Source organism: Cytobacillus sp. FSL K6-0129, from assembly GCF_038007625.1.
In the GTDB taxonomy this organism is placed as follows: domain Bacteria; phylum Bacillota; class Bacilli; order Bacillales; family Cytobacillaceae; genus Cytobacillus; species Cytobacillus kochii.
In genome coordinates this window covers 1,946,957-1,972,290 of sequence record NZ_JBBOXM010000001.1, presented here as the reverse complement: position 1 = coordinate 1,972,290, position 25,334 = coordinate 1,946,957, and the positions used below count along the sequence as shown (strand labels likewise).

Genomic DNA, 25,334 nt, shown 5'->3' with positions numbered 1-25,334 from the left:
TTTGTTCTTTATAAAATATTTAAAAGGAGTGTTATTTTAAATGGTTAAAATTTATATTGATCCAGGTCATGGTGGTACTGATCCAGGTGCGGTAGGGAATAGCCTGTATGAAAAAATATTAACATTAAAAATTGCGTTGAAAATCAAAGAGTATCTTGAAGAGTATGAAGACGTACAAATCAAGATGAGCCGTACAGGTGACCAAACTCGCTCATTAACTTATCGAACTGATGATGCAAATGCGTGGGGTGCCGATGTATATGTATCACCACATATTAATGCTGGTGGCGGTGTAGGTTATGAGGATTTTGTTTATCCAGGAGTAGGACAAACCACATTGGCCATTCAAGATGCTATTCATAACGAAGTGATAAAAGCTACAGGTTTCAATGACCGTGGGCAAAAACAAAAGAACCTACATGTTCTTAGAGAATCCCATATGCCTGCAATTTTAACCGAAAATGGGTTTATCGATAATAGTGGGGATGCTGCTAAACTTAAGCAAGATTCTTTTATAGATGATGTTGCAAGAGGTCATGTTAATGGAATTGTTAAAGCATTTAACCTTAGGAAAAAGGAAACGTCAAAACCGAGCAAAGGTTATCGTCATACGGTAGTTAAAGGTGATACTCTTTGGTCATTATCCCAAAAATACGGCACAACTGTTAACAATCTTAAAAAGCTTAATCCTGGCATTAATGTGGATGCATTACAAATAGGAAGTAAATTAAATATTACTTCTGGTGCTACTTATCACACTGTAAAAAAAGGTGAAACTGTATCTGAACTAGCTAAAAAATATGGTAGCACGATTAAGCAAATTAAAAGCTGGAACGATCTAGATAAAAATTACACGATTTATGTTGGCGAGAGTTTAAGAGTTAAGTAATAATAAAAGCCCTTCTTAATCGAGGGGCTTCTTATTATACTAAGAAAAAGATTAGATAAGAATAAGATTTTAATAGGATACTTATAGTTGTTTGAATCTCTGTGATATATAGCGGTTTTATTAGATTTTAAATTTTATAAAAATAATATATTGACAAAAATTGAATTTTTCTGTTATTTTAATTATTGTACAATTATTACTTTTTGTATAATTATTACTATAAATGGGAGAAATAGACTTGAAGAAGACTTTATTAACATCAGCAGCATTTATCTTAGGTTTATCAGCAGTAACACCAGCTTTTGCAAATGGGGTAGAAAATCAACAGACAGAAAATCAAGTTAATTATGAAGAATCTGTAGAAAACCAATTTACATATGTGTATAATGGGGTTGAGTTTACTGGGAATACTGAATTAACTGAGGAACAGTTAGCAGGCATGTATAGTAATGTAGTATCACCAGAACCAAAAATCACACCATTTGCAAATGATTCTGGCGGTAGCTATGTTTCTGTTATTGCACCAACTTATAAAACTTATAATAATGCAGGAGCAAAAGCAGCTGCAGAATTACTTGTATCAGCTATCGTAGCAAAGTCTGGTGGCAAATTAACAAAGTCAGTAATTTATACTTGGACTTTGGGAAGAGTTCAATCATGGGCGAGCTCAATTAATAAAACTTATGTTGGTGGTTGGGTTTCAAGTTCATATGTGAATGGTGAGAGAAGATACTATGAAACTATGACACGTTATAAAAATAGTAATTACACTTCCCCTTCATCAGTACAATATTATGATGTTACTTTGCATTGGAAGTAATATTTTTTAAAGGAGTTATGTAAAATGCAACAATCTATCAATAATACATCAGATTCTCAGGAAAAAAAGAAATACACCACGTTTGTAAATTTTGTGGTAATTACTCTATTAGTAAGGGCATTATCTTTTTTTGAGAACGCATTCGCTAATACTTATTTAATTTGGATAGTATTGTTGGGTTTAGTAGTAATAACTATTGTCGAGAAACTTGATTTAGCAGATAAAGTTAAAAAAATGTTTGTAAAGTATAAGTTAAACTTAGTCATTGTATATGTTGTATATATAAGCCTTTATTTTATTTTATCGGTTTATATTTTTAATTAAATGAAAAATAATAAAAAGGTGTCCATATTAAAGGGGCACCTTTTCGATTAATCAATTTTATTTGGACTTTTCATTCCTTTAAATGCCTTCTGTAAGGCTTCTTTTATTGTATTACCTTCAACCTTTATCCCTCCATTGTTAGAGGTTCCAACAATAGTTACTGGATTGCTTTGGGCAAAAATATAGTATTTACGACCTTTTCCACCTGTAACAAAAACATACATATCCTCAGATTTCATGACATCATTCCTTTTTACATAATAATTCATTTTATAGGTCAATTTTCCTGCCTGTTAATATAAAAATTCAACAATTCCTCACATTTATTCCTAATCCTTGGATTAAAATAATTATGCTGCTCATCATATCCTTTATAGTGAAACTCATACATAGTAAACGATTCGTCATGTCCAATCTGGTTTACTCTCATATTCCCTTTTCGCATTTTATCTTTAACTTCTTTTAGGTCACTTCGGACTTTCCTTATTGTATTTTCCATCAAGGTAATATAAGGCTGTTTAATCTTAAACGGGGACTTTTCAATGATCTTTAAATCTCTTTCAAGAATGATAATAATCATCGGTAAGTATATTGCTTGCTCAAGAACATCACGATCAGTTTCATTAATCCTAGTCATGTTGTTAAACCCTTTCGACTGATATCACTTCATCAATGTGAAATTTTAAGATTTTTAATTCGTTCGTTTCCAAGTGGATGAACATATTAATATGATCAATTTTATCTACTATGCCCTCATAAGCTTTTGTGAATCCATCAATCCAGATGGTCATTTTAATTGTAAGAGTGTAGTTTAGTGACTCCATTGTTATTATCTGTATTTCTTCAAGTTCCTGCTCATCAAGTTGTGGCTTCTTTATCTTTTCATATTCAACTGGTATCTGTTTAAGTAATTCAGTATGTTCGCTCATAAAGAATCCTTGCCACTTCATCTTTCCACGATCTCTTAACATATCCATTCACTCCTTATGGATTAATTTTATACAAACATTTGTTCGAAAACAAGTTGAAATAGAACGAATGTTCCTGTAAAATTATGCTTAAAGGAGCTGATAAGAATGAACCACTTGTTTAAATACTCATTAAACGAGCGTAAACCAATTGAACTGATTTATTTAAATACTTCTGGAGAAATCTCTTATAGGTTGGTCATCATACGGAGAATTAAAGTAGATAATGTGATGGTTTATGACTTGCAAAAGCAACAGATGAGGACATTTAGCATTGATGGAATCTTATCAGTAGCAAAACCAAAAAGGCAAAGAGGGGTCAATTATGCATAAACTAACATCTAGACAAAAAGAAGTGTTAGAAACATTAGAGGAATATGTTGCAACAAATCATTATCCGCCTTCATATAGAGAGTTAGGAACTATGGTTGGAATAGCATCTCCATCAACTATAAGCGGAGTTTTAAATAGATTACGAGACAATGGATATGTCAATTGGGAAGAAGGACGACCAAGGACTTTAAGAATAATAAAGACAGTCTCATGATTTGTGAGACCGTCTTTATTTAATTATTCAATTTCAAATTCAATTCGCTTTTCTTCTCCTATACTTTCACCAGTTTGCGTGTCATAAGGTGCTGAGATTATAACAGTAATTTTTTTTACGTCTTTATCTATGTTATCTAGAAACCACCATGTTGAACCTTCTTTGGTTACTTTACCTAAGAAATCTCCGCCAGCTTCACCCATTAAACCTAGATCACTCTCAATTTGTTCACCTGTATCGGTTACTATAATTGCCTGGTTGGGGTCAAAAGTTATATCATCCTCAGTTGTGTTCTCTGCGGTTATATCAATGATTATTCCTCGTGAAGTCTCTCTACCATCGTTAAGGTACTCAACCATTTCTTTATCTAGCTCAACATCAACAACTCGAATATTACTTAATTCAACCTTCATAGGTCCCATATCTATTTTTTTCGCTTCGTTTGGACCATTAGCAATTACTTTTACTTGACCAAACCCTTCTTCGTAAAAGTCTCCGTCATCTTGATTAGTTTGAGTCGAATCACTGTGACTAGTTTCTTTTTCTTTGTCAGCACTTGCTGTGTCATCATTGCTACATGCTGCTAATGTCAAAGATCCCGCAATTAATGAAAATAATATAAGTTTCCTCATTCACAAATTCCCCCATAGTTGTATTTTACAAATTATATTATCGGATAAATTAATTGAAGTTTAAAGTATTTTACACACTTTTTTCCAGTATGGTCAAATGAACATTGCGCCTTTAACGAGACATAAAAGCGTCATCAAAATAAAGCTTGTCCATAAGATTATTGACAATGCCATTAAAATAAGCAAATTCCCCTTTAATCATTTTTGCACCAGACTTTATTTTCATCACAAATTCCTTAAATGCTTGGACACCAATTTCAAGCTCTTGCTCTTCAGTAAAGGCTCTTAAACCGTTCATGTGGTTTACTACTCTATTACATTGTTTAACTACCTTCCAGAACTCTTCAATGGATTTAGCTTCTGAATAAAAGTAGCTTGTTAACTCACCAAAGCTTTTTGGAACCCAATGAGCAATAAAATTTGCAGATGACAATTTAACGCTATTATTACGTTTATTTAATCTTTTAATATTTTGTTTTAAAGAACTAGAAGTTGTTTTAATGGTAGGACACTTCTTGGACTTTTTAACAGGTTGCTTGTTGGACACTTCTTCTTTTATAGGTAAAATGATAACAGCATTAGCAGTTTGCAACATATCTTTTTTACGCTTCATTTCTACTTGACGAATCATACCCAAGTCAACTAACTTCTTTATTAATCTTTGAACAGTTTTATAAGAAACTTCTAACTTAGCTGCAATAGTATTTTTACACATATAGCTCACACCGATTTGCTTGCAGCTATGACGCTTTAAAATCTCTAGTAATGCAATTAGTCTACTTCTCACATCAACACGCTTAATAGACGCAGTTATGACGTCTCTATATTTGCGTACAGTTTGGTTCATTAATTCTATATCATCGAATGATGATAAGTTATTATAAGATTCTTCTTGTGCAATTACATCAATACGGTTTTTCATATTACATCACATCTCCTGGGTCAAGAGCAACGGCCATTCTAGCAAACCGTTGCTAAATAACCCAAGATGTTATAATATACATCTAAGAGTACAGCAAGTGTTTGCCTATCGTGAGTAGGCGAACGGTATAAGGATGGTGGTACATCACTTATACACGTTGTGCTCTTTTATTTTGTAATTTTTACGGCTATGATTTATCTTTTAATTTCCCTGTACTATGTTTAGCTTTACATGGGCAAAATTTATGACAGGATCATTTGCTCCTTGCGCCTGAACATAAATGGATGTTTCAGAGCCAACAAGAGCAATATCAATACTATCGGATAATAGCGCAGTCATCGTTTTATCGCCGCCGGCAGTGGTGGTTAACGTAACATCCAAACCTTCCTCTTTAAAAAAACCTTTTTCAATTGCAACATATTGGGGAGCATAAAAAAGAGATCTTGTGACCTCACCGATACGTATTTTTGTCACATCCTCTTTTCCACAAGCTGCAAGAGGAATGAGTAGAACAGAAATACAGAGAAGCATGAAGCTCCATTTAAGCCATTTTTTCATTTGAGAACCTCCTCATTCAATGTTTCTTAGATTTTTGCATCTAAACTATCTTATGAGGGTGACAAATTTGTGTGATTGCCCATGTGAAATTTTTACTATATGTAAAGGAGGGAAAAGCATTGATAATCGATAAATGGCGGTTTCCATCTCCGCATCCTCAAGTGAAATTATCAATCATTACATACTTATCTAATGATCTAAAAATCAAAGGTCTATTAGCTGAACCAGAAAATAAAAACGTATCAGAAGGTTTTCTATATTTAAGAGGTGGGATTAAGAACGTCGGTAAAGTGCGCCCTAGTCGGATTGTACAGTTTGCCCTCCAAGGTTTCATTGTATTTGCGCCTTTTTATCAGGGCAATCAAGGAGGGGAGGGAAATGAAGATTTTGCAGGTGATGATCGTTATGACGCTTTTTCAGCTTTTCAACTTTTAGCAGAACACCCTCGGGTTAAAAGGGTACATGTCTTTGGGTTTTCTAGAGGAGGTGTAATGGCGTTATTAACAGCCTTACATATGCCTAAAGCGGCTTCAGTTGTTACGTGGGGTGGTGTTAGCGATATGTTCCTCACATATGAAGAAAGAGTGGACTTGCGTAAAATGATGAAACGAGTCATCGGTGGAACGCCTCATAAATACCCAGAAAGATATGAATATCGCACACCATTATATGAACTTAATCAACTGCAAGCAAATGTATTAATTATTCATGGTGTCTTAGATCATAATGTTTCTGTCGAGCATGCCTTCCGCTTAGAGAAGCGATTAAAAGAGTTAGGTAAACCTGTAGATACATGGTATTTCAAAGAATATACGCATTATTTTCCGCCAGCTATTAATAGACAAATTGTCCGTGATCTTGGGCGGTGGATGAAAGAACAATAAGCTTTATTGTATAGAGATTGTAAGATACAATAGTAATATAAAACTCGATGAACAAGGAGCAAAACAATTATGGGTATGCCTTTAGAATTAAATACAATGATCGTTACGAAAGGAAGAGAAGAGAGGCTAAATGAAAACCTTTTTACATTAACAAAAGAAGGATACCGCCTCTACCCACTAAATATTCCACTTGAAGTAAAGAAAACAAGAGACGGTGAAATCAGTGGAATGGGAAGCATCCAAAAGTTAGAAATGGAAAATGATTGTACGAAAATCTTTTATCAACTGATTTCGCTAAAAACTACAAATTAAAAATTGGCCCGACTGCTTTTGCAGTGTTGTGCTTATTTTGTATACAAATGTCTATTGAAACTTTGCATGAATATAAGTATTTATTAAGCGGTGACCATCAACAAAAGATCATCGTTTCTTAAGTTAGCAGCTAATTTGTAGACTCATAAAGGGCGAATATTGGATACATAGGAAAGATAGTGAGTGGTGGCTATATGAAACAAGCCGTCGATTGCAACTTGGTGAGATTAGCTAATCGATTGACTTAAGTTAATCGCACTTATTAGAAATCGAAGCCGGTTGAACCGGTATTTTGACCCTCAAAAATAAACAGTGAGTGATGAGTGAAGTGAAATTATTGAAACAAAAAACCTTCGAGTCGGATGCTCGAAGGTTTTTTTAATTAAGCGATAGGACCGCCTTTTTCAGCGATTTCACTAGAGATATTACCGAATTTCTTGAAGTTTTCACGGAATTCATTAGCAAGTTCTTTTGCTTTTACATTATATGCATCTTGGTCTGGCCAAGTTTTGTTAGGCAATAGTACTTCATCTGGAACACCAGTTACATGTTGAGGAATTTCTAAACCGAATACTTGGTCAGTTACTGTCTCAACAGAATTTAGTTCGCCTTCTAGAGCAGCTTCAACCATTGCTCGTGTATAAGCAAGCTTCATACGGCTTCCTACACCATATTCTCCACCAGTCCAACCAGTGTTTACTAGGAATACTTTCGCGTTATGCTCGTCAATTTTTTTACCAAGCATTTCTGCATACTGTTGAGCTGGTAATGGTAAGAATGGTGATCCAAAACAAGTGGAGAAAGTCGCTTGTGGTGAAGTAATACCACGCTCAGTACCAGCCAGCTTAGAAGTGTATCCACTTAGGAAGTGATACATTGCTTGTTCTTTATTCAATTTAGAGATTGGAGGTAATACACCAGAAGCATCAGCTGTTAAGAAGATAATAGTATTCGGGTGACCTGCAATACTCGGGTCAACAATATTGTCAATTGCTTGTAATTGGTAAGCCGCACGCGTGTTTTCCGTTAGCGTATTGTCCGCATAATCTGCTACGCGTGTTTCTTTGTCTAATACAACATTCTCAAGTACAGCGCCAAAACGGATGGCATCGAAAATTTGTGGTTCTTTTTCACGTGTAAGGTCGATACACTTCGCATAGCAGCCACCTTCAATGTTGAATACTCCATTTGGAGACCAGCCATGCTCATCATCACCGATTAAACGACGGTTGGGATCAGCTGATAATGTTGTTTTACCAGTTCCGGAAAGGCCAAAGAATAAAGCAACATCACCTTCGCGGCCAACATTGGCTGAACAGTGCATAGGGAGAATTCCATTTTCAGGAAGCATGTAGTTCATAACAGAGAAAATAGATTTTTTCATCTCACCAGCATACTCAGTACCACCAATAAGTACAATACGGCGTTCGAATGAAACGATGATAAAAGTTTCTGAAGCTGTACCGTCAACTGCTGGGTCTGCTTTGAAATTAGGTGCTGAAATAACTGTAAATTCAGATTCGTGATCTAATAAATCTTCTTCTGTAGGACGAATAAACAATTGGTGTGCAAAAAGGTTATGCCAAGCATATTCATTAATTACTTGGATTGGCATACGGTGTTTTTTATCCGCACCAGCAAATCCTTTGAATACGAAAACTTCTTCTTTCTCTTTTAAGAAAGCAATCACCTTGTTGTATAAGTTATTGAAGACTGCTTCAGAAATTGGTTGGTTCACACTTCCCCAGTCAATTTTATCTTTAGAGCTTGCTTCTTCAACAGTATATTTGTCTTTAGGTGAACGACCTGTATACTTACCTGTTGTCGCGCGAATTGCACCAGTAGATGTAAGAACACCTTCGTTTCTGTTTAATACTTTTTCAACTAGTTGCGGCACAGATAATTGAACTTGGATGTTTTCGCCTTTTAGTAAATCATTTAACTCAGTTATCGATACAGAATTCATCTGATGAATACCTTCCTTTATATAATATTATTTAAGAGATATGCATCTCAGTCGCTATTTGTGATTATTTCTTCAAAAATAGTATAACACATTTATTCATTCAGTCTATACTATATAAATCATTTTTATATAATTAATGAAATTGTCACAAATACAGGCAGTATTCATTATAAATAGCTTTTGCAAATTTAAAAAGGATAATCAGCAAATTTAATGTAATTTTTATATATATTAAGGAAAAAGAACGGTATGATCTTAACTAAAATTATCCGTTATCAAAACTAAAGTTTATAGAGTCGGATATGACAATTTTTACATTGAATTGTTAATGAAAAACATTTGACTATATTCCATGTGTAAGTTATGATGAATCCTTGAACGGATACTCTCTTATCCCGAGCTGGTGGAGGGACAGGCCCTATGAAACCCAGCAACCTGCCAACTACATTTTCATGAGCAAAGGTGCTAACCTGATGCAAGGATTTATTACTCACTATCCTTGAACGATAAGAGTGAAAGGCGCGAATCATTTTGCTTCAACCTTTTCACTAAATCAGAGAAGAGGTTTTTTTTCATGCTTTTTAACATGATGTTGGCGAATACGAGGAGCGGCTTTTGGAATGTACTATTTATGTATGGGAAAAAGACCAACCATTTTATTCTCAATATTCCAAGTTAGCGCATAGGTTATTAAGGGTATGAGATAAACATTGGCCCATAAATAATGAAGATTCAAATAAGGGAATGAGTTCCGTATCAAAAATAAAGACTATAATAAAGTCTTATTGATTCGATAAATAAGGAGGAAGTCAGATGTCAACAAAACGTAGATTGTTTACTTCTGAATCAGTAACTGAAGGTCATCCGGATAAGATCAGTGACCAAATATCTGATGCAATATTAGATGCTATTTTATCACAGGACCCAAATGCGAGGGTTGCTGCGGAAACGTCTGTTACTACAGGTCTTGTATTGGTTGCAGGAGAAATCACTACATCCACATATGTAGATATTCCAAAAATCGTTCGTGAAACCATTAAGGAAATTGGTTATACACGTGCAAAATATGGCTTTGACTCTGAAACATGTGCTGTATTAACTTCTATTGATGAACAGTCAGCTGATATTGCTATGGGTGTAGACCAAGCATTAGAAGCGCGTGAAGGACAGATGACTGATGCAGAAATTGAAGCCATTGGTGCTGGAGATCAAGGTTTAATGTTTGGCTTTGCATGTAATGAAACAAAAGAGCTTATGCCATTACCTATTTCATTAGCTCATAAACTTTCTCGCCGTTTAGCTGAAGTAAGAAAAGAGGAAATCTTACCTTACCTTCGCCCAGATGGTAAAACACAAGTAACAGTAGAATATGATGAAAACAACAAACCTGTACGTATTGATACAATTGTTATCTCTACGCAGCACCATCCAGAAATTAGTTTAGAGCAAATTCAACGCAATTTAAAAGAGCATGTAATTAACCCAGTTGTTCCTACTGAATTAATTGATGAAAACACAAAATACTTCATCAACCCAACAGGTCGCTTCGTTATTGGTGGACCTCAAGGTGATGCTGGCTTAACTGGTAGAAAAATTATCGTTGACACATACGGCGGTTATGCACGTCACGGTGGTGGTGCATTCTCTGGTAAGGATGCAACGAAAGTTGACCGTTCAGCTGCTTACGCAGCTCGCTATGTAGCAAAGAATATCGTTGCTGCTGGACTAGCTGACAAAGCGGAAGTACAATTAGCATATGCAATTGGTGTTGCTCAGCCGGTATCCATCAGTATTGATACATTTGGAACTGGAGTAGTATCTGAGGATGTTTTAGTTGAAGTTGTTAGAAACAATTTTGACCTCCGTCCTGCTGGCATTATCAAAATGCTTGATTTACGCCGTCCGATTTACAAGCAAACAGCTGCTTATGGACATTTTGGTCGTACAGATATTGATTTACCTTGGGAGCGCACAGATAAAGCGGAAGAATTGCGTAAGGAAGCTTTAAAATAAATTAGAAAATTATGGCTGTAGAAAACTCCTTTAATGAGTTTTCTACAGTTTTTTTATGTGGAAAAGGGGCTATCGTTAAATTTTAATAAACGTACAATTGAGCCAAAGCGATTAGCTCGTACATCAAGAAGTGGAATAGCCAAAGATAGAAGAGTAAAAGTCGTTTTTTTAGATATTACAGTAGCAAATAAATATAATATTTTAAGCCCCCTAATAATGGACAAATACGCTTAAGGAAACGATTTCATATAAAATTAAAATAATTGTCATCTTTTCGTCTTAAATTGAGGGTAAAGAATAAACATCCTTAAGTATATGAAGAAGTAAACATGAACATACTGCCTAGCATAAATCATTCCATTTTTTTTTCGAAAGGTGAAACTTTTTAAAATAACTTATCGTCTATACAAGGTATGGGAAAAAATACAAACTAGATGAAATAAAAAGTAGGTGACGTACATAATGTGTGGTTTTATTGGTTGTATACATGATCAAGCACAAAAAGTACAAGAAGCAGATAAGCAATTTGAGAATATGAATAACATTATTACTCATCGTGGACCAGATGATTCAGGATATTATCGTGCAGACCATATCCAATTTGGCTTCCGTCGATTAAGTATTATAGACATTGAAAGTGGTCATCAACCACTGACTTATGACAATGGTAAATACTGGATTATTTTTAATGGAGAAGTTTATAACTATGTTGAACTACGTGAGGAATTAATCAATAAAGGACTAACTTTTGAAACTAATTCGGATACTGAAGTGATTATTGCTTTGTACAGTTATTACAAGGAGAAGGCGGCAGAAAAGCTGAGAGGTATGTTTTCCTTCGTTATTTGGGATAAAGAAAAGCAAGAAGTTTTTGGAGCGAGAGATCCTTTTGGAATCAAACCATTCTATTATTTTGAAGATGGTGAAACCACTTATTTTGCCTCTGAAAAGAAAAGTATCCTGTTGGCATTAAAAAACGATGTCATTAATTATGATGCTTTGCAGTATTATATGACTTATCAATTTGTACCTGAACCGATGACAATGTCGGTGGGTATAAAGAAACTTGAGCCAGGTCATTATTTCAAGAAGAAAATCGGTGGATCTATGCATATCCAGCGTTATTGGAAAGCACATTTCCAACCTGTACAAAAAGAAGAATCTCAGTTTATTAAAGAGATTCAAGATGTTTTAACTGACTCAGTTAAAATGCATATGCGCAGTGATGTACCCGTAGGTTCGTTTTTATCCGGCGGGATTGATTCTTCTATTATTGCATCAATAGCAAAACAGTTTCACCCTAATATTAAAACGTTTTCAGTAGGTTTTGAAAGAGATGGTTTTAGTGAAGTGGATGTGGCTAAAGAAACAGCTGAAAAACTAGGTGTTGAAAATATAAGCTATATCATCTCTCCAGAAGAATATATGCAAGAAGTTCCAAAAATTATGTGGCACACGGATGATCCATTAGCGGACCCTGCTTGCGTTCCACTTTACTTTGTCGCAAGGGAAGCAAGAAAACATGTAACGGTGGTATTATCAGGCGAAGGTGCTGATGAATTGTTTGGTGGATATAATATATATCGTGAACCACAGGATTTGGAAATTTTTAGTAAAATACCTTCGGCAGGAAGAACGTTATTGCGTACCCTTTCTAGAATCATGCCAGAGGGGATGAGGGGTAAGAGCTTTATTGAACGAGGAACGACGCCAATGGAAGAACGCTACATTGGCAATGCGAAAATGTTCTTAGAACATGAAAAAAGAGAATTATTGCAGGTTTATAATGAGAAGAATGATTTTAAAGATATTACCCGTCCATTATATGCTGAAAGTGCAGCCTATGATGCGGTTAATCAAATGCAGTATATTGATATTCATACTTGGATGCGCGGAGATATTCTTTTAAAAGCAGATAAAATGACGATGGCACATTCATTAGAATTGAGGGTACCATTCCTTGATAAAGAGGTCTTTAATGTGGCTTCAACCATCCCAACTCATTTAAAAACGTCTCATCAAACAACGAAATATATCCTTCGTAAGGCAGCGGAAGGTATTGTGCCAGAACATGTGTTGAATCGTAAAAAGTTAGGCTTCCCGGTCCCTATCCGTCATTGGTTAAAAGATGAGATGTATGATTGGGCGAAAACGTTAATTAAAGAAAGTCATACAGATTATTTAATTAATAAAGAGTATGTAGTAAACTTACTTGAAATGCATGCACAAGGAAAAGCAGATTATAGTAGGAAAATCTGGACGGTACTTATGTTTATTGTGTGGCATGATGTGTTTATTGAAAAGAAATATGATTTTGAAAAGCAATTTATTTCAGCAACAACAGCACACCTTTAAGTCAACAACTGTGAAAAAGAATGAAAACCCGAACTGAGTTCGGGTTTTCTTGTTGTTAAAGTAAAAAAATTCTAAATGTCTTAACTGTACTTTACTAATTTAAATAAGTAATTGCCTGCCTGCCCATTTGTTCCCAACCGGCCTGGAACTCTTTGATAGGTGCTTTCTTATTTTTTATATTAGAGAAGGGGTCATTAAAGTATATATATTGTTCATCGTATCCAGTCACTAAAACGGAATGTTCTTTATACGTAATGTCAATTACGCCGCTTGGTGTGTGCCATGTCTGAAAATAAGCATCAGGCAGTTCATTGTATTTCGTATTAATGATCACCCAGACAGGCTTCTCATTAGAGAGATGTGTTTTGATTGACGAAAAGTCATCACCAGTAAAATCATGAATCTTCTCTGGTAAATAGTTTTCTGCCAGCTCTTTAATAGGCGTATGGTAAACACCGAGACCTCGATTGTTAAAAGAGTACATATCGCCAATAAAACCGTCATTGGGGTGACCATAATAAATCTTGCCATCTTTTTTTTCAAAGGTTGCAGGGTTTTTCCTAATTTCTTTAGCTAAAGTCATTTTATCCACAGTTACGCCTGCGTGGTTGAGTAACATCGCAAGGCTTGTAACCTCACATCCGCGAGGGAGTTCTGGAAATTGTGATATGACCGGAATGTCTAATAATACTTGTTGTTTTATTTTTACGATAAATTCTTCATTGTTTGTTCCTTCCGCCCATTTGTTCTCTCGGAAAAGGGCAGCATCAGCGTGTTCCGTTGTTGCTTTCGGAGAAGGAAGAAGGAAGATTAAAATAAGAAGAAGGATAAGCAGTTGTTTAGCACCATTTTTTAGCAGTTTAATAAATAAATAAACTAACAAAATTAATGCCAATACAATAATAAATTTCAACAATTACACCACCTAAAAAATGTCTTCCACTTATTATCGGCGATTGAGCAGAATTTATCAGAAGTTATTGCCTTTCTTTTTTTGTGCTTTGTAATACTGCCCTTTCTCAGCATATTCTCGTATAATCCGTTCCATATCCTTTTTATCATCGTCATTTAATTCACGCACTACTTTTGCTGGACGACCAAATGCTAAAGTGTTTGGAGGGATGATTTTACCTTGAGGAACAAGACTACCTGCTCCGATAAATGCACCTTCACCAATTTCTGCTCCATCTAAGACGATAGAACCCATGCCAATTAATGCTTTTTTTCTTATTTTACAACTATGTAAGATAACTTGGTGTCCAATTGTTACTTCATCTTCCAGGATGAGTGGGTTATTAGGGCTTTGGTGAAGAACTGAATTGTCTTGTATATTCACTCTTTTTCCAATATAAGTGGGTGCAACATCACCGCGGATGACTGTATTGAACCAAACGCTTGATTCTTCGCCAATTTCTACATCACCCGTAATAGTTGTATAATCAGCAATAAATACATCATCAGCAATTTTGGGTTGTTTGTCATGAAAAGGATAAATCATTGTTATCATAGCTCCTTTTTACCTTAGTCAATTTAGAATGACTGTTTTCTAGCCATTCTGTTCTTTTTTAATATTATATCATGGAGAAATCATGAGAAATCGTGAAGATTTTTAAAAGGTAGGATATAATAAAGGGTAACAAACTTGAACGAAACAGAATTGTTTTTAGGAGGATCAGACGATGTGGAAATGGGAAGCTGAGGGTGAGGCAAAAGGTGTGATTGTGATGGTTCATGGGGCAATGGAACATCACGGCAGGTATGGTTGGTTAATAGAAATGTGGAGAGTATCAGGATTTCACGTTGTTATGGGTGACCTTCCGGGTCAAGGAATGACGACTAGATCACGAAGAGGGCATATTGATTCTTTTCAAGAGTATCTTATTGAAGTAAAGGATTGGATACAAGCTGCTTACACCTTTGATTTACCTGTTTTTCTTTTAGGTCATAGTATGGGTGGTTTAATAACAATACGCTTGTTACAAGAAGAAAGATTAAAGCTTGCGGGCGTCATTCTTTCATCTCCATGTTTAGGGCTTATGAAAAATCCACCAAAGCTACTCGAGCTTGCGTCGTATCCTTTAAATAAAATTGCTCCTACATTGAGAGTCAATTCGGGGTTAACTATTGATATGGCAACAAGGAATGCTGATGTAAGAGAAATGGATGTAAATGACACACTGTATATTACCAAAGTGTCTGTACGATGGTTTCGTGAACTACACCAAACAATCAATTTGGCATTTGAAGATATAAAAAAGGTGCAAGATGTTCCTTTACTGGTTATGCAAGGTGGGGATGACAAAATCGTTAATAAAGTTCCTGTTAAACAATGGTTCAATAAAGCTCCGTTTACTGAGAAACGTTTTAAAGAATGGCCAAAATGCTATCATGAAATCTTTAATGAGCCGGAGAGGGAAGATGTATTTGATTACGCAAAGGATTTTGTAATGAGTAGTTTGCGGTCTATCGGGTATATCGTATAGTAAAGAGTAAAGGGAGTCCATGTAATGAATGTTCCAACAATGCCGATCAGCTTAATGACAAATGCATATAAAAAAGTGATGCCTGCTGTGAATGAGGAGTTAAACAAATGGCGCAAATTGGCGGAATCAATCCCCAATGATGAATTAAAGTCACAAGCACTTTCTAGCATAAAAGATAAAACCTTTCATTGTGAGGGTGGGGCCATCATGTCACTTTTGGCCGTTGATGACTATCGTCAAGTCATAACGTTTATTGTTGCCTATCAAACCATTAGTGATTACTTAGATAATCTATGTGATAGAAGTACATCGATGGACCCTAAAGATTTTACGGCAATACATGAAGCGATGCGTCACTCATTGTTAATCGATGAGCAGTTACCTAAGGTGAATTATTATCGTTATCGGGATGACCAGGAGGATGGTGGCTATCTGTTAGCATTAGTGATGACTTGCCGTAAAGTTTTAGCTTCTATGGAAAATTATTCATTGATCAAAACTTATTTGACAGAGCTTTGTCGTTATTATTGTGATTTGCAAATACATAAACATGTGGCAATTGAGGAAAGAGTTTCTCGCCTGCAATGTTGGCATAAAGAACATCAAGATATCATCCCACCTATGAGCTGGTATGAATTTTCTGCTTGTTCGGGTTCTACACTCGGTATTTTTTGCTTAGTTGCTTATGCAACGAGAAGGGACTATAAGGAAAGTTACGGGGAGATTATACGTAATGGGTATTTTCCATATATACAAGGTCTGCACATTTTATTAGACTATTACATTGATCAAGAGGAAGATAAGGAAGCAGGAGATTTAAACTTTTGCTTTTATTATGAAGATGAAAAAGAATTATTTGAGCGCATACGTTATTTTGTAAAGTGTGCAGATAAGCATACGGACAAGCTTCCTCATAAACGATTTCACCTTTTAATTAATCGAGGATTATTAGGGTTATACTTATCGGATGAAAAAGTCGGGAGAGGACAACAAATGAAAAAACTAGCAAGAAAGATGATTAAATCTGGTGGATTCTCAAGCCTCTTTTTTTATATTAATGGTCGTGCCTATCGCGCATTAAAAAGTAGGCAGGGGGTTGTGCGTTCATGAATCGCGCGGTTAATAGCTTAAAATCATGTCTAACGATAAAATTTGCAGAATAAAGTTCTCCAGCCCATAAAACTTGTCATCATCGTGGAACATTAGTAAGGGGCTTCTGGCTCAATAAATCGGAATCAATCCAGAAAACAAGAGAAAAGCAGGAACAGGATAGTCTAAATCGGAAAAATCTTACTCGCAAGCGGCATCTAGTCAACCATTAAGAAAAGGCTACAAGTAGACTAGGATAACTCAGATTCGATTCAAACAAAAGTAAACGAGAATAAAAAAAACAAGAACAAATTTGTTCTTGTCTGTTCGGGAGTGTTTCTTTGTCTTAACTTACCTTTTCTCAATCGCAACAATAAAAGGTGGACGGTTAGCTTGGTTAATGAATTGATATTGCAAAATATGAGCAGTATTTTGATCAATGGTTTTCAAGTAACGCAAAATATAGTCACGCTCAACAGCACCTTCTGGATGGCCGTGATAAATCACCAAAATAATGATGCCTTCAGGTGCCATCATATCAATTAACTGTTCAATCGCGGAAATGGTTGTTCTCGGTCTTGTGACAATCGTTTTGTCTCCACCAGGTAAGTACCCGAGATTAAAAACAGCGCCAGTGATACGGCCGAAATGGATTGGTGGAATGCAAGCAGTCACATGCTCATGACCACGATTGAATAGAACAGTACGATTAGAAAGTTCATGTTCATCAAGTTTTATTTGGGTAGACTGTATGGCTTCATCTTGGATATCGAATCCATATACTCTGCCATGTTCGCCAACGAGCTGAGCTAAAAATAATGTGTCATGTCCATTCCCAAGTGTAGCATCAACCACGACGTCTCCTGGTGCAATTGCTTTCTGTAGTAGTTCTCTCGCAAATGGTAGAATACGTTCTAGCTTCAAGAGCTCACCTCCTCGGTAAATGGTTGATAATATTTACCTTGCCAGCTATCTCTTTGCTTCAGTTCATGATCAATGCCATTTAGCACATCCCATTTATTCACACTCCACATAGGACCAATCATAAGGTCGATGGGACCATCGCCAGTGATGCGATGAACAATCATCTCTTTAGGTAAAATCTCTAATTGGTCACAAACTAACTGAATGTATTCATCTCGGCTAAGGAATGAAACCATTCCCTTTTCATATTGCTTAACCATCGGTGTTCCTTTTAATAGATGTAATAAGTGTATTTTAATTCCTTGTACATCTAATTTTGCAACCTCTTGTGCTGTTTCCATCATCATTTCAGGTGACTCTTCAGGTAAACCATTAATGATATGAGAACAGACACGTATATCATGTTGACGAAGTTTCTTTACTCCTTCTTTATAGCAATCATAATCATGTGCACGATTAATTAATTGGGCTGTTTTTTCATGAACGGTTTGTAGGCCTAATTCAACCCATAAGTATGTTCTTTTATTAAGGTCAGCTAAATAATCTATGACATCATCTGGTAAACAATCAGGCCTTGTGGCAATAGATAAGCCAACAACCCCTTCTTGTTTTAAAACAAATTCATACTTTTCTTTTAGTACTTCAACAGGTGCATGGGTATTTGTGAATGCCTGAAAATAGGCGATGTATTTTCCGTTTTTCCATTTCTTATGCATACTATCCTTGATTTTAATAAATTGTACGTCTAATGGTTCTGCACGATTACCGGCAAAATCACCTGATCCTGCTGCGCTGCAAAATGTACAGCCACCATGAGCGACAGTACCATCCCGATTAGGACAATCGAAGCCTCCATCCAAAGCAACTTTAAAGACCTTGTGCCCGAAATGTTTTTTTAAATGAAAGTTCCATGTATGATAACGTTTTTGATCATTTGTATATGGAAATTGAGTCAGTAAATCCAAAGTCAGCCCTCCTAAAGTCACCACTGTGACAAATTCAATATTATCATGAAAGAAATCATCAACTCAATTACACATTGATAACATTTCAATTAGTAGAAATCGAACACTCGGTAAATACTATCATTGAGGCGTATTTGCTTCGTACATTTCATTAAAAAAGAGGGGGAAGGCTTTTATGGCAACCCGTGATTCCGTACAACAATTAATGCAACAATGTGAAGAAGTCATTGAATTTGCTAACATGCAGTTTAAAGATGGGCAAATGCAAGAACATTATAACGATCAAGACTATGCTAAAGCGCTTGCTCATATCGAACAAGCCTACAATGATTTGATGACGATGTCTCTTAGTGCTACAGATGCGCAGAGGGAAGAACTTCATCGAATGAGATTACAGCTACAGCAGTTACAAAATCAAATGATCATTACTCCCCATTAAGAGGTGAATAACAATTGGTTAGAAAAAAGTCAAAACAAAACAATCCAGAGCAAAAAACAAGAAATGGTATCAATAACCAAGAGGTAGAATTCGGTAGTGCCAATGTGATCCCACGATCTAAAAAGAAATATGAGGAAACAGGTGGGCAACCCGTTAAATCTAAATTTCATCCAGAATAAATAATATGTATTTAGTAAATGATCTGTACACAAGCAATTCTCGTGGAGTTTGCTTGTGTATGGTTATGATAAATTTAAAAATATTTCTGTATATTTCATACATAAATTCATCCATTCCTTCCGTTTATGCTTAGATTCAAGAGTAATTATTCATTTATATGTATAGATTAGATAGATGTCTAAATCTGTCACAAAATTAGTATTGAATCCATCATAAAAAACGAATAGAATTTATTTTGGAATTCGAAATGGAATGAAATGAATAGAATTTGAAAGGGGTATGGATGATGCCTCGAGCTTTGTGGTTATTAGTAATTGGAATGGCTGTTAATGTAACAGGTTCCTCTTTTTTATGGCCTTTAAACACCATTTATATGCATGAAGAATTAGGAAAGTCTTTATCGATTGCCGGCATTGTTTTAATGATCAATTCAGCAGCAACAGTCATAGGCAATCTAGTTGGTGGTGTGCTGTTTGATAAATTAGGTGGCTATCGTTCGATCTTATTAGGCATAGTCATTTCGTTATCTTCACTCATTATTATGGTCTTTAAACATGGATGGCCGGAATACATTGTATTATTGACGATTTTAGGTTTTGGCTCAGGGATCGTGTTTCCTTCTATGTATGCATTGGCAGGAAGTGTATGGAAAGAGGGCGGCAGAAAAGCGTTTAATGCGATGTATGTAGCGACAAATCTAGGTGTAGCATTAGGTGCAGCAATGGCAGGGTATATAGCTTCATTTTCTTTCAATTATATCTTTATCGCTAATTGTCTAATGTATATCCTGTTTTTCTTGATAGCTATTACTAGCTATCGAAAAATGGAAGTAAAGTCTGTTAGTCAACCAAATGAAATAAAAACAGCACAAAAATTTCGCGGTAATCCTAAATTAAACGCTTTATTCGTTTTATTAATCGGTTATCTATTATGTTGTATTGGCTATGTGCAATGGCAATCGACTATCTCAGCATATACTCAACAAATTGGGATTTCTTTAAAACAATACAGTATGCTATGGACAATAAATGGCGCCATGATTGTACTTGCGCAACCATTAATTAGTCTTCTAGTTAAAAGAATAAAATCATTAAAAGTACAAATTATTATTGGTATTTTTATTTTTGCTATTTCTTTTGCTGTTGTAGGAAATGCAGTTGCCTTTTCCGGCTTTGTCACAGCAATGATTATTTTAACCATTGGGGAAATGCTCGTATGGCCAGCGGTACCTACAATTGCTAATGACTTAGCACCTAAAGGTAAAGAAGGGTTCTATCAAGGGATTGTTAACAGTGTCTCTACAGGAGGAAGAATGATTGGGCCATTACTTGGGGGCGTACTCGTGGATGTATACGGTGTGAAGATGCTTTTCGGTATATTAATGGCATTACTGCTCATCTCCGTATATACAACAGTTGTTTATGATAAGAAGCTTAAAAAGAAAAAAGTTTTGCCAGCTATACCTTCATAAAAAGCGAGCCCCATAGATAAAAAATCCAGGGGCTCTCTACTTAACCATTCAGATAATATCCTGGTAATGATGTGATTGAACTTCATCTAGAAAAATGACTTTATGAAAGAAACTTTTCAAGATCAACCAACGAGCGGGATAGGCCTCGATAAAACTTTCAATGACTTTTTCGGAGTAGAGTATCAGGCAATCTAACTTCGGTTTGGTTTGTTTTAAATCATAATATAAGGCATGTGGAATGGTGTAGTAATCATGTAATTGATAAGGATTTAATTTAATGGTTTTCATTTGGTTATTTTCAATGAACGTCTGGATGGATTGCTTCTGAACTTCAAGGCTTTCATCTAGCGTTTTATAATCATTCATAATCCACTTTTCATTAATAAAAGCGATACCTTTCATAATATGAAATCACCTTTCCTTATTTTTTACTATAGTTATGGGCAAAATAAGGAAGAGTAATACATGGATTAAAAAATTGACACGTTTTCATTTTTCTTGAATAGCTTATACTTATCTATAGTAACTTGTGAAAGCCTACTTGCATCAACCATTGAAATTGATTACAATGTCAATATGAATATTTTATAACTGCAATGATGAGGAATAGTAATGCTAGGAAGCCTGATATTAGAGAGCTAGCGGTTGGTGTAAGCTAGTCAGCTCCTTTCATGAACTCACCTACTGAGCAGCAAGTGTGAAAATGACAGTAATGCTTGCCGTACTCCGCGTTAAGGATGAATGAAGTGAACAGTTAACCGTAAACTGTTAATGTGGGTGGTACCGCGGGAGATATACATAATCCTCTCGTCCCTTTTTGAGGGATGAGGGGTTTTTTTATACTTAAAAACGTAGCATTTTTAGGAGGAAAGAAGATGAGCTTTAATCATCAGCAAATTGAAGGTAAGTGGCAACACTATTGGGGAGAACAAAAAACATTTAAAACGGGTGAAGAAAAAGGGAAGAGAAAGTTCTATGCGTTAGATATGTTTCCTTATCCGTCTGGTGTAGGTTTACACGTAGGACACCCTGAAGGATATACAGCAACAGATATTCTTGCCCGTATGAAAAGAATGCAAGGGTATAATGTTCTTCACCCAATGGGATGGGATGCATTTGGTTTACCTGCTGAACAATATGCCCTTGATACAGGGAATGACCCAGCTGAATTTACCGAGAAAAACATTAATACATTCCGCCGTCAAATTAAATCATTAGGATTTTCTTATGACTGGGATCGTGAAATTAACACAACAGATCCGGAATATTATAAATGGACGCAATGGATTTTCTTAAAGCTTTATGAAAAAGGTCTTGCTTATATCGATGAAGTAGCAGTGAACTGGTGTCCTGCACTTGGAACTGTGCTAGCTAATGAAGAGGTAATTGATGGGAAAAGTGAACGTGGAGGCCATCCTGTTGAAAGAAGACCGATGCGCCAATGGATGTTAAAAATAACAGCTTATGCTGACCGTTTACTAGAAGATCTTGATTTACTTGATTGGCCAGAAAGCTTGAAGGATATGCAGCGCAACTGGATTGGTCGTTCTGAAGGTGCTGAAGTGACTTTCCATATCGAAGGTGACAAAGGTACGTTTGAAGTGTTTACGACACGCCCAGACACATTATTTGGTGCGACATATGCTGTCCTTGCCCCAGAGCATAAACTAGTTGATGTAATTACAACAGAAGAGCAACGTAATGCAGTTGAGACTTATATTGAAAAAGTTAAAACAAAGAGTGATTTAGAAAGAACAGATTTAGCCAAAGAAAAAACAGGTGTATTCACAGGTGCTTATGCAATTAACCCTGCTAACGGTGAAAAAATGCCTATCTGGATTGCTGATTATGTGCTTGCTTCATATGGTACAGGTGCCATTATGGCTGTTCCAGCTCATGACGAGCGTGATTATGATTTCGCGAAAGAATTTAACTTGACTATTAAAGAAGTCGTAGCTGGTGGAGATATTTCTAAAGAAGCTTATGCGGGTGAAGGAGAACATATTAATTCTGATTTCTTAAATGGCTTAGGTAAAGAAGAAGCAATTACAAAAATGATCGCTTGGCTAGAAGAGAAAGAGATTGGGACGAAAAAAGTGACGTATCGCTTACGTGATTGGTTATTTAGTCGTCAAAGATATTGGGGTGAACCGATTCCTGTTATTCATTGGGAAGATGGTACAATGACGGGAGTTCCTTACGAAGAGTTACCGTTAATTTTACCAACAACAACGGAGATTAAGCCATCTGGTACAGGTGAATCACCGTTAGCTAATATTGAAGAGTGGGTTAATGTTATTGACCCTGAAACAGGTAAAAAAGGTCGCCGTGAAACCAACACGATGCCACAATGGGCAGGTAGCTGCTGGTACTATTTACGTTATATTGATCCGAAAAACAGTGAGGCATTAGCTGATGCCGAAAAATTAAAAGAGTGGTTACCGGTTGATATTTATATTGGTGGCGCTGAACATGCGGTTCTTCACTTATTATATGCTCGTTTCTGGCATAAAGTATTATACGATATAGGTGTAGTTGATACGAAAGAACCATTCCAAAAATTATTTAACCAAGGCATGATTCTTGGGGAAAATAATGAAAAAATGAGTAAGTCAAAAGGAAATGTTGTTAATCCTGATGCCGTTGTAGAAAGCCATGGAGCGGATACGCTTCGTTTATATGAAATGTTTATGGGACCACTTGATGCCTCAATTGCTTGGTCTACAAATGGATTAGATGGCTCTAGACGATTCTTAGACCGTATTTGGCGTTTAATTGCTGAAGAAGATCATACATTAAGCAACAAAGTGCAGGATGTAGAAGTGTCTCAACTGGAAAAAGTGTATCATCAGACAGTCAAAAAAGTAACAGAGGACTTTGAAGGTTTGCGCTTCAATACAGCAATTTCACAAATGATGGTTTTCGTCAATGAAGCCTACAAAGCTGATATTCTTCCAAAGGCTTATGCAGAAGGGTTCGTAAAAATGTTGGCTCCAATTGCTCCACATATTGCTGAAGAACTATGGGAGATACTTGGTCACACAGGAACCATTTCTTATGAAGCTTGGCCAGCATATGACGAAGCGAAAATGACAGATGATGAAGTGGAGATCGTTATCCAAATCAATGGTAAAGTGAAGGCTAAATTAATGGTACCCGTTGATGCACAAAAGGATGTGCTAGAACAAATTGCCATGGAAGATGATAAAATCAAAGAACAAATTGATGGCAAAACAGTAAGAAAAGTAATTGCTGTTCCTGGGAAGCTAGTGAATATTGTCGCTAATTAAGATTATTTAGAAAAAGAGGTAGCTTAATGAAAAGAGCTACCCTTTCCCTATGAGACTGTAATATTCGCATTTCGATCAACACTTCTTTAGAATAAAGATAATGATAATGGAAAGGGTGGTTGATGATGACTGAAATGAAAGAAATCACAACAGAAGAATTACTGAAAAAGATAGAAGCTGGAGAACAGCTTGAACTTGTAGATGTAAGGGAAGATGACGAAGTAGCTCAAGGAATTATTCCTGGTGCGAAGCATATTAGAATGGGCACAATTCCTGAAAACCTAGATAAGTTTGATAAAGACAAAGAGTATATTATGATTTGCCGTTCAGGGAATCGTAGTGGACAAGTTTGTCGTTTTATGCAAGAACAAGGCTATCAAGTGACCAATATGGTCGGGGGTATGCTTGAGTGGGAAGGCGAAACAAAATAATTGGTACTTATGAAGAAGGCCTCTTTTTAGGAGGTCTTCTTTTTTTCGTTATCGTATAACCATTAGTATGTAAGAATCACGAGTTGTTTACATAACTTTCAGTTTGCTTTTACAATATGCCAAATTTGTCATGAAATGTGTTGATCAATTGAATATTATCTAACACGGTGGGTTTCTCAGAGTTGTGTCAAATGAAATGATACGATGGCCACTTAACACACTGCCAAGAGAGGAGCAAATTTCCTTTCTTTCACCAAGAGGTGGAAGAGCGATTATCGCTTCCTTGCTTACGCTTGTGCCACCATAAATTGCGTATTGCATATTTACACCACCTGTTAACAATTTACTCTATTATAGGTATAATATTATAAAAATTCAATTTATTTACTTCAGACGATCGTTCAAATAGATGCGAAAGGAGAAAGAATGAGTAAAAAAATCATTCCTTTTTTATCGGTAATTGTTCTATTATTTTTGTCCATGGGTGTATATCAATTTTATCTTTCTCAGAAAAAGCTGGGGTTTAATGAGGTCGTACTGATATCGGAGGAAAATCTACAGTCCATCATTATAGCTACTAGTGAAACAACAGAAACTGTATCTTTAAATAAGGACGATCATGATAAGCAACTAAAAGAAATTCGCTCACTTTTGGCAGATATTGAATTAAAAAGATATCATCGCACAGCATCTAAAGAACTGTATAGAATTGGTTTTGTAACGAAAACAGCTGGAAAAAGTGTTAGCGTATATGATGAAGCAATCGCCATTCACTACAAAAACAAAAAACCTACTTTTTATAGAGTCCTAGATAAAGAACCACTCACACAAATCATCGATATCCTATTATCAGAAAATAAATAAAAAAGTTT

At 35.8% G+C, this 25,334-nt stretch carries 29 protein-coding genes, 1 pseudogene, 1 riboswitch and 1 other annotated feature; of the genes and pseudogenes, 17 read left to right on the top strand and 13 right to left on the bottom strand.

What is annotated here, in order from left to right:
- Positions 1-40 precede the first annotated feature (40 nt).
- From MHI57_RS09630 to MHI57_RS09620, 3 genes are all read left to right on the top strand, one after another.
- Positions 41-889: an N-acetylmuramoyl-L-alanine amidase gene (locus tag MHI57_RS09630; RefSeq protein WP_340976032.1), complete on the top strand. Its 849-nt coding sequence runs from the start codon at positions 41-43 to the stop codon at positions 887-889.
- Positions 890-1,127: 238 nt separating this feature from the next.
- Positions 1,128-1,709 (top strand): hypothetical protein, encoded by a 582-nt coding sequence (locus MHI57_RS09625; protein ID WP_340976030.1) that lies wholly within the window; start codon positions 1,128-1,130, stop codon positions 1,707-1,709.
- Between the two features lie 24 nt (positions 1,710-1,733).
- Positions 1,734-2,033 (top strand): hypothetical protein, encoded by a 300-nt coding sequence (locus tag MHI57_RS09620; protein WP_340976029.1) that lies wholly within the window; start codon positions 1,734-1,736, stop codon positions 2,031-2,033.
- 47 nt (positions 2,034-2,080) lie between these two features.
- Here MHI57_RS09620 and MHI57_RS09615 read toward each other — a convergent pair whose 3' ends face one another.
- The 3 genes from MHI57_RS09615 to MHI57_RS09605 are packed head-to-tail and all read right to left on the bottom strand — an operon-like array spanning position 2,081 to position 3,004.
- Positions 2,081-2,272, bottom strand: coding sequence for a hypothetical protein (locus MHI57_RS09615; protein WP_340976028.1), 192 nt, complete (start codon positions 2,270-2,272; stop codon positions 2,081-2,083).
- Between the two features lie 38 nt (positions 2,273-2,310).
- A complete protein-coding gene (locus tag MHI57_RS09610; protein ID WP_340976027.1) occupies positions 2,311-2,670 on the bottom strand; it encodes a hypothetical protein in 360 nt (119 codons plus the stop codon).
- Positions 2,671-2,674: 4 nt separating this feature from the next.
- Complete coding sequence (locus MHI57_RS09605) at positions 2,675-3,004, bottom strand: YolD-like family protein (RefSeq protein WP_340976026.1); 330 nt, start codon at positions 3,002-3,004, stop codon at positions 2,675-2,677.
- Between the two features lie 105 nt (positions 3,005-3,109).
- On the opposite strand from MHI57_RS09605, the gene MHI57_RS09600 reads away from it, so the two are divergent.
- Positions 3,110-3,334: a hypothetical protein gene (locus MHI57_RS09600; protein ID WP_328199895.1), complete on the top strand. Its 225-nt coding sequence runs from the start codon at positions 3,110-3,112 to the stop codon at positions 3,332-3,334.
- A complete protein-coding gene (locus tag MHI57_RS09595) occupies positions 3,327-3,548 on the top strand; it encodes a transcriptional regulator (protein ID WP_340976023.1) in 222 nt (73 codons plus the stop codon). Before MHI57_RS09600 ends, MHI57_RS09595 begins: the two co-directional genes overlap by 8 nt.
- Before the next feature lie 23 nt (positions 3,549-3,571).
- Here MHI57_RS09595 and MHI57_RS09590 read toward each other — a convergent pair whose 3' ends face one another.
- The 3 genes and pseudogenes from MHI57_RS09590 to MHI57_RS09580 all read right to left on the bottom strand — a co-directional run.
- Entirely contained in the window at positions 3,572-4,180 is a 609-nt protein-coding gene (locus MHI57_RS09590; protein WP_340976022.1) for a hypothetical protein, read from the bottom strand.
- A 112-nt stretch (positions 4,181-4,292) separates the two neighbouring features.
- Positions 4,293-5,102 (bottom strand): helix-turn-helix domain-containing protein, encoded by an 810-nt coding sequence (locus MHI57_RS09585; protein WP_340976020.1) that lies wholly within the window; start codon positions 5,100-5,102, stop codon positions 4,293-4,295.
- A gap of 228 nt (positions 5,103-5,330) precedes the next feature.
- Positions 5,331-5,660 (bottom strand): annotated as a pseudogene (locus tag MHI57_RS09580) (ABC transporter substrate-binding protein); the annotation flags it as partial.
- A gap of 119 nt (positions 5,661-5,779) precedes the next feature.
- On the opposite strand from MHI57_RS09580, the gene MHI57_RS09575 reads away from it, so the two are divergent.
- Both MHI57_RS09575 and MHI57_RS09570 read left to right on the top strand, forming a co-directional pair.
- The gene (locus MHI57_RS09575; RefSeq protein ID WP_095373622.1) at positions 5,780-6,544 is read left to right on the top strand and encodes an alpha/beta hydrolase family protein; all 765 of its coding nucleotides are present in this window, start codon (positions 5,780-5,782) and stop codon (positions 6,542-6,544) included.
- A 69-nt stretch (positions 6,545-6,613) separates the two neighbouring features.
- The gene (locus tag MHI57_RS09570) at positions 6,614-6,856 is read left to right on the top strand and encodes a DUF2584 domain-containing protein (RefSeq protein ID WP_095372163.1); all 243 of its coding nucleotides are present in this window, start codon (positions 6,614-6,616) and stop codon (positions 6,854-6,856) included.
- Between the two features lie 382 nt (positions 6,857-7,238).
- Here MHI57_RS09570 and pckA read toward each other — a convergent pair whose 3' ends face one another.
- Positions 7,239-8,822, bottom strand: a complete 1,584-nt coding sequence (gene pckA / locus MHI57_RS09565; protein ID WP_095372164.1) for a phosphoenolpyruvate carboxykinase (ATP) — start codon at positions 8,820-8,822, stop codon at positions 7,239-7,241.
- A 387-nt stretch (positions 8,823-9,209) separates the two neighbouring features.
- Positions 9,210-9,335: riboswitch (SAM riboswitch) on the top strand.
- Between the two features lie 300 nt (positions 9,336-9,635).
- On the opposite strand from pckA, the gene metK reads away from it, so the two are divergent.
- Both metK and asnB read left to right on the top strand, forming a co-directional pair.
- Complete coding sequence (gene metK / locus MHI57_RS09560; protein ID WP_095372165.1) at positions 9,636-10,835, top strand: methionine adenosyltransferase; 1,200 nt, start codon at positions 9,636-9,638, stop codon at positions 10,833-10,835.
- A 462-nt stretch (positions 10,836-11,297) separates the two neighbouring features.
- Positions 11,298-13,190 carry an asparagine synthase (glutamine-hydrolyzing) gene (gene asnB / locus MHI57_RS09555; RefSeq protein WP_340976013.1) on the top strand — a complete coding sequence of 631 codons (1,893 nt, stop codon included), beginning with the start codon at positions 11,298-11,300 and terminating at the stop codon, positions 13,188-13,190.
- A 94-nt stretch (positions 13,191-13,284) separates the two neighbouring features.
- On the opposite strand, the gene MHI57_RS09550 is transcribed toward asnB, so the two are convergent.
- Together MHI57_RS09550 and MHI57_RS09545 are read right to left on the bottom strand one after the other, a co-directional pair.
- The gene (locus tag MHI57_RS09550) at positions 13,285-14,106 is read right to left on the bottom strand and encodes a C39 family peptidase (RefSeq protein ID WP_445293196.1); all 822 of its coding nucleotides are present in this window, start codon (positions 14,104-14,106) and stop codon (positions 13,285-13,287) included.
- 54 nt (positions 14,107-14,160) lie between these two features.
- On the bottom strand, positions 14,161-14,688 hold the full coding sequence (locus MHI57_RS09545) for a gamma carbonic anhydrase (protein WP_340976008.1): 528 nt from the start codon (positions 14,686-14,688) through the stop codon (positions 14,161-14,163).
- Between the two features lie 181 nt (positions 14,689-14,869).
- On the opposite strand from MHI57_RS09545, the gene MHI57_RS09540 reads away from it, so the two are divergent.
- Both MHI57_RS09540 and MHI57_RS09535 read left to right on the top strand, forming a co-directional pair.
- Positions 14,870-15,673 (top strand): alpha/beta hydrolase, encoded by an 804-nt coding sequence (locus tag MHI57_RS09540; RefSeq protein ID WP_095372168.1) that lies wholly within the window; start codon positions 14,870-14,872, stop codon positions 15,671-15,673.
- Positions 15,674-15,697: 24 nt separating this feature from the next.
- On the top strand, positions 15,698-16,783 hold the full coding sequence (locus tag MHI57_RS09535) for a tetraprenyl-beta-curcumene synthase family protein (protein WP_340976004.1): 1,086 nt from the start codon (positions 15,698-15,700) through the stop codon (positions 16,781-16,783).
- A gap of 330 nt (positions 16,784-17,113) precedes the next feature.
- On the opposite strand, the gene MHI57_RS09530 is transcribed toward MHI57_RS09535, so the two are convergent.
- Together MHI57_RS09530 and MHI57_RS09525 are read right to left on the bottom strand one after the other, a co-directional pair.
- A complete protein-coding gene (locus MHI57_RS09530) occupies positions 17,114-17,686 on the bottom strand; it encodes a class I SAM-dependent methyltransferase (RefSeq protein ID WP_095372170.1) in 573 nt (190 codons plus the stop codon).
- Positions 17,683-18,651, bottom strand: coding sequence for a TIGR01212 family radical SAM protein (locus MHI57_RS09525; RefSeq protein ID WP_095372171.1), 969 nt, complete (start codon positions 18,649-18,651; stop codon positions 17,683-17,685). Before MHI57_RS09525 ends, MHI57_RS09530 begins: the two co-directional genes overlap by 4 nt.
- A gap of 175 nt (positions 18,652-18,826) precedes the next feature.
- Here MHI57_RS09525 and MHI57_RS09520 point away from each other — a divergent pair, with 175 nt between their 5' ends.
- The 3 genes from MHI57_RS09520 to MHI57_RS09510 all read left to right on the top strand — a co-directional run bounded on the left by MHI57_RS09520 (position 18,827) and on the right by MHI57_RS09510 (position 20,741).
- On the top strand, positions 18,827-19,090 hold the full coding sequence (locus MHI57_RS09520) for a YtzC family protein (protein ID WP_340976001.1): 264 nt from the start codon (positions 18,827-18,829) through the stop codon (positions 19,088-19,090).
- Between the two features lie 14 nt (positions 19,091-19,104).
- On the top strand, positions 19,105-19,269 hold the full coding sequence (locus MHI57_RS09515; RefSeq protein WP_095372173.1) for a glycogen biosynthesis protein GlgD: 165 nt from the start codon (positions 19,105-19,107) through the stop codon (positions 19,267-19,269).
- 287 nt (positions 19,270-19,556) lie between these two features.
- Complete coding sequence (locus tag MHI57_RS09510) at positions 19,557-20,741, top strand: MDR family MFS transporter (protein WP_095372174.1); 1,185 nt, start codon at positions 19,557-19,559, stop codon at positions 20,739-20,741.
- A gap of 48 nt (positions 20,742-20,789) precedes the next feature.
- Here MHI57_RS09510 and MHI57_RS09505 read toward each other — a convergent pair whose 3' ends face one another.
- Positions 20,790-21,143, bottom strand: coding sequence for a hypothetical protein (locus MHI57_RS09505; protein WP_191809793.1), 354 nt, complete (start codon positions 21,141-21,143; stop codon positions 20,790-20,792).
- A gap of 185 nt (positions 21,144-21,328) precedes the next feature.
- Positions 21,329-21,559 (top strand) — a binding site (T-box leader).
- A 57-nt stretch (positions 21,560-21,616) separates the two neighbouring features.
- Between MHI57_RS09505 and leuS the strand changes: the two genes are divergently transcribed.
- Together leuS and MHI57_RS09495 are read left to right on the top strand one after the other, a co-directional pair.
- Complete coding sequence (gene leuS, locus MHI57_RS09500; protein WP_340975995.1) at positions 21,617-24,031, top strand: leucine--tRNA ligase; 2,415 nt, start codon at positions 21,617-21,619, stop codon at positions 24,029-24,031.
- Between the two features lie 125 nt (positions 24,032-24,156).
- The gene (locus MHI57_RS09495) at positions 24,157-24,462 is read left to right on the top strand and encodes a rhodanese-like domain-containing protein (RefSeq protein ID WP_095372177.1); all 306 of its coding nucleotides are present in this window, start codon (positions 24,157-24,159) and stop codon (positions 24,460-24,462) included.
- 159 nt (positions 24,463-24,621) lie between these two features.
- Here MHI57_RS09495 and MHI57_RS09490 read toward each other — a convergent pair whose 3' ends face one another.
- Positions 24,622-24,783, bottom strand: a complete 162-nt coding sequence (locus tag MHI57_RS09490) for a hypothetical protein (protein ID WP_307316673.1) — start codon at positions 24,781-24,783, stop codon at positions 24,622-24,624.
- A 105-nt stretch (positions 24,784-24,888) separates the two neighbouring features.
- On the opposite strand from MHI57_RS09490, the gene MHI57_RS09485 reads away from it, so the two are divergent.
- On the top strand, positions 24,889-25,326 hold the full coding sequence (locus MHI57_RS09485) for a hypothetical protein (RefSeq protein ID WP_307316674.1): 438 nt from the start codon (positions 24,889-24,891) through the stop codon (positions 25,324-25,326).
- Positions 25,327-25,334 lie beyond the last annotated feature (8 nt).

Coding starts and splice junctions, on each gene's coding strand:
- MHI57_RS09630 (WP_340976032.1), top strand. CDS start 41: ATGGTTAAAATTTATATTGATCCAGGTCATGGTGGTACTGATCCAGGT.
- MHI57_RS09520 (WP_340976001.1), top strand. CDS start 18,827: ATGGCAACCCGTGATTCCGTACAACAATTAATGCAACAATGTGAAGAA.
- metK (WP_095372165.1), top strand. CDS start 9,636: ATGTCAACAAAACGTAGATTGTTTACTTCTGAATCAGTAACTGAAGGT.
- MHI57_RS09540 (WP_095372168.1), top strand. CDS start 14,870: ATGTGGAAATGGGAAGCTGAGGGTGAGGCAAAAGGTGTGATTGTGATG.
- MHI57_RS09590 (WP_340976022.1), bottom strand. CDS start 4,180: ATGAGGAAACTTATATTATTTTCATTAATTGCGGGATCTTTGACATTA.
- MHI57_RS09600 (WP_328199895.1), top strand. CDS start 3,110: ATGAACCACTTGTTTAAATACTCATTAAACGAGCGTAAACCAATTGAA.
- MHI57_RS09485 (WP_307316674.1), top strand. CDS start 24,889: ATGAGTAAAAAAATCATTCCTTTTTTATCGGTAATTGTTCTATTATTT.
- MHI57_RS09510 (WP_095372174.1), top strand. CDS start 19,557: ATGCCTCGAGCTTTGTGGTTATTAGTAATTGGAATGGCTGTTAATGTA.
- MHI57_RS09585 (WP_340976020.1), bottom strand. CDS start 5,102: ATGAAAAACCGTATTGATGTAATTGCACAAGAAGAATCTTATAATAAC.
- MHI57_RS09595 (WP_340976023.1), top strand. CDS start 3,327: ATGCATAAACTAACATCTAGACAAAAAGAAGTGTTAGAAACATTAGAG.
- MHI57_RS09535 (WP_340976004.1), top strand. CDS start 15,698: ATGAATGTTCCAACAATGCCGATCAGCTTAATGACAAATGCATATAAA.
- MHI57_RS09495 (WP_095372177.1), top strand. CDS start 24,157: ATGACTGAAATGAAAGAAATCACAACAGAAGAATTACTGAAAAAGATA.
- MHI57_RS09570 (WP_095372163.1), top strand. CDS start 6,614: ATGGGTATGCCTTTAGAATTAAATACAATGATCGTTACGAAAGGAAGA.
- asnB (WP_340976013.1), top strand. CDS start 11,298: ATGTGTGGTTTTATTGGTTGTATACATGATCAAGCACAAAAAGTACAA.
- MHI57_RS09505 (WP_191809793.1), bottom strand. CDS start 21,143: ATGAAAGGTATCGCTTTTATTAATGAAAAGTGGATTATGAATGATTAT.
- MHI57_RS09545 (WP_340976008.1), bottom strand. CDS start 14,688: ATGATTTATCCTTTTCATGACAAACAACCCAAAATTGCTGATGATGTA.
- MHI57_RS09490 (WP_307316673.1), bottom strand. CDS start 24,783: ATGCAATACGCAATTTATGGTGGCACAAGCGTAAGCAAGGAAGCGATA.
- MHI57_RS09605 (WP_340976026.1), bottom strand. CDS start 3,004: ATGTTAAGAGATCGTGGAAAGATGAAGTGGCAAGGATTCTTTATGAGC.
- MHI57_RS09615 (WP_340976028.1), bottom strand. CDS start 2,272: ATGAAATCTGAGGATATGTATGTTTTTGTTACAGGTGGAAAAGGTCGT.
- MHI57_RS09620 (WP_340976029.1), top strand. CDS start 1,734: ATGCAACAATCTATCAATAATACATCAGATTCTCAGGAAAAAAAGAAA.
- pckA (WP_095372164.1), bottom strand. CDS start 8,822: ATGAATTCTGTATCGATAACTGAGTTAAATGATTTACTAAAAGGCGAA.
- leuS (WP_340975995.1), top strand. CDS start 21,617: ATGAGCTTTAATCATCAGCAAATTGAAGGTAAGTGGCAACACTATTGG.
- MHI57_RS09610 (WP_340976027.1), bottom strand. CDS start 2,670: ATGACTAGGATTAATGAAACTGATCGTGATGTTCTTGAGCAAGCAATA.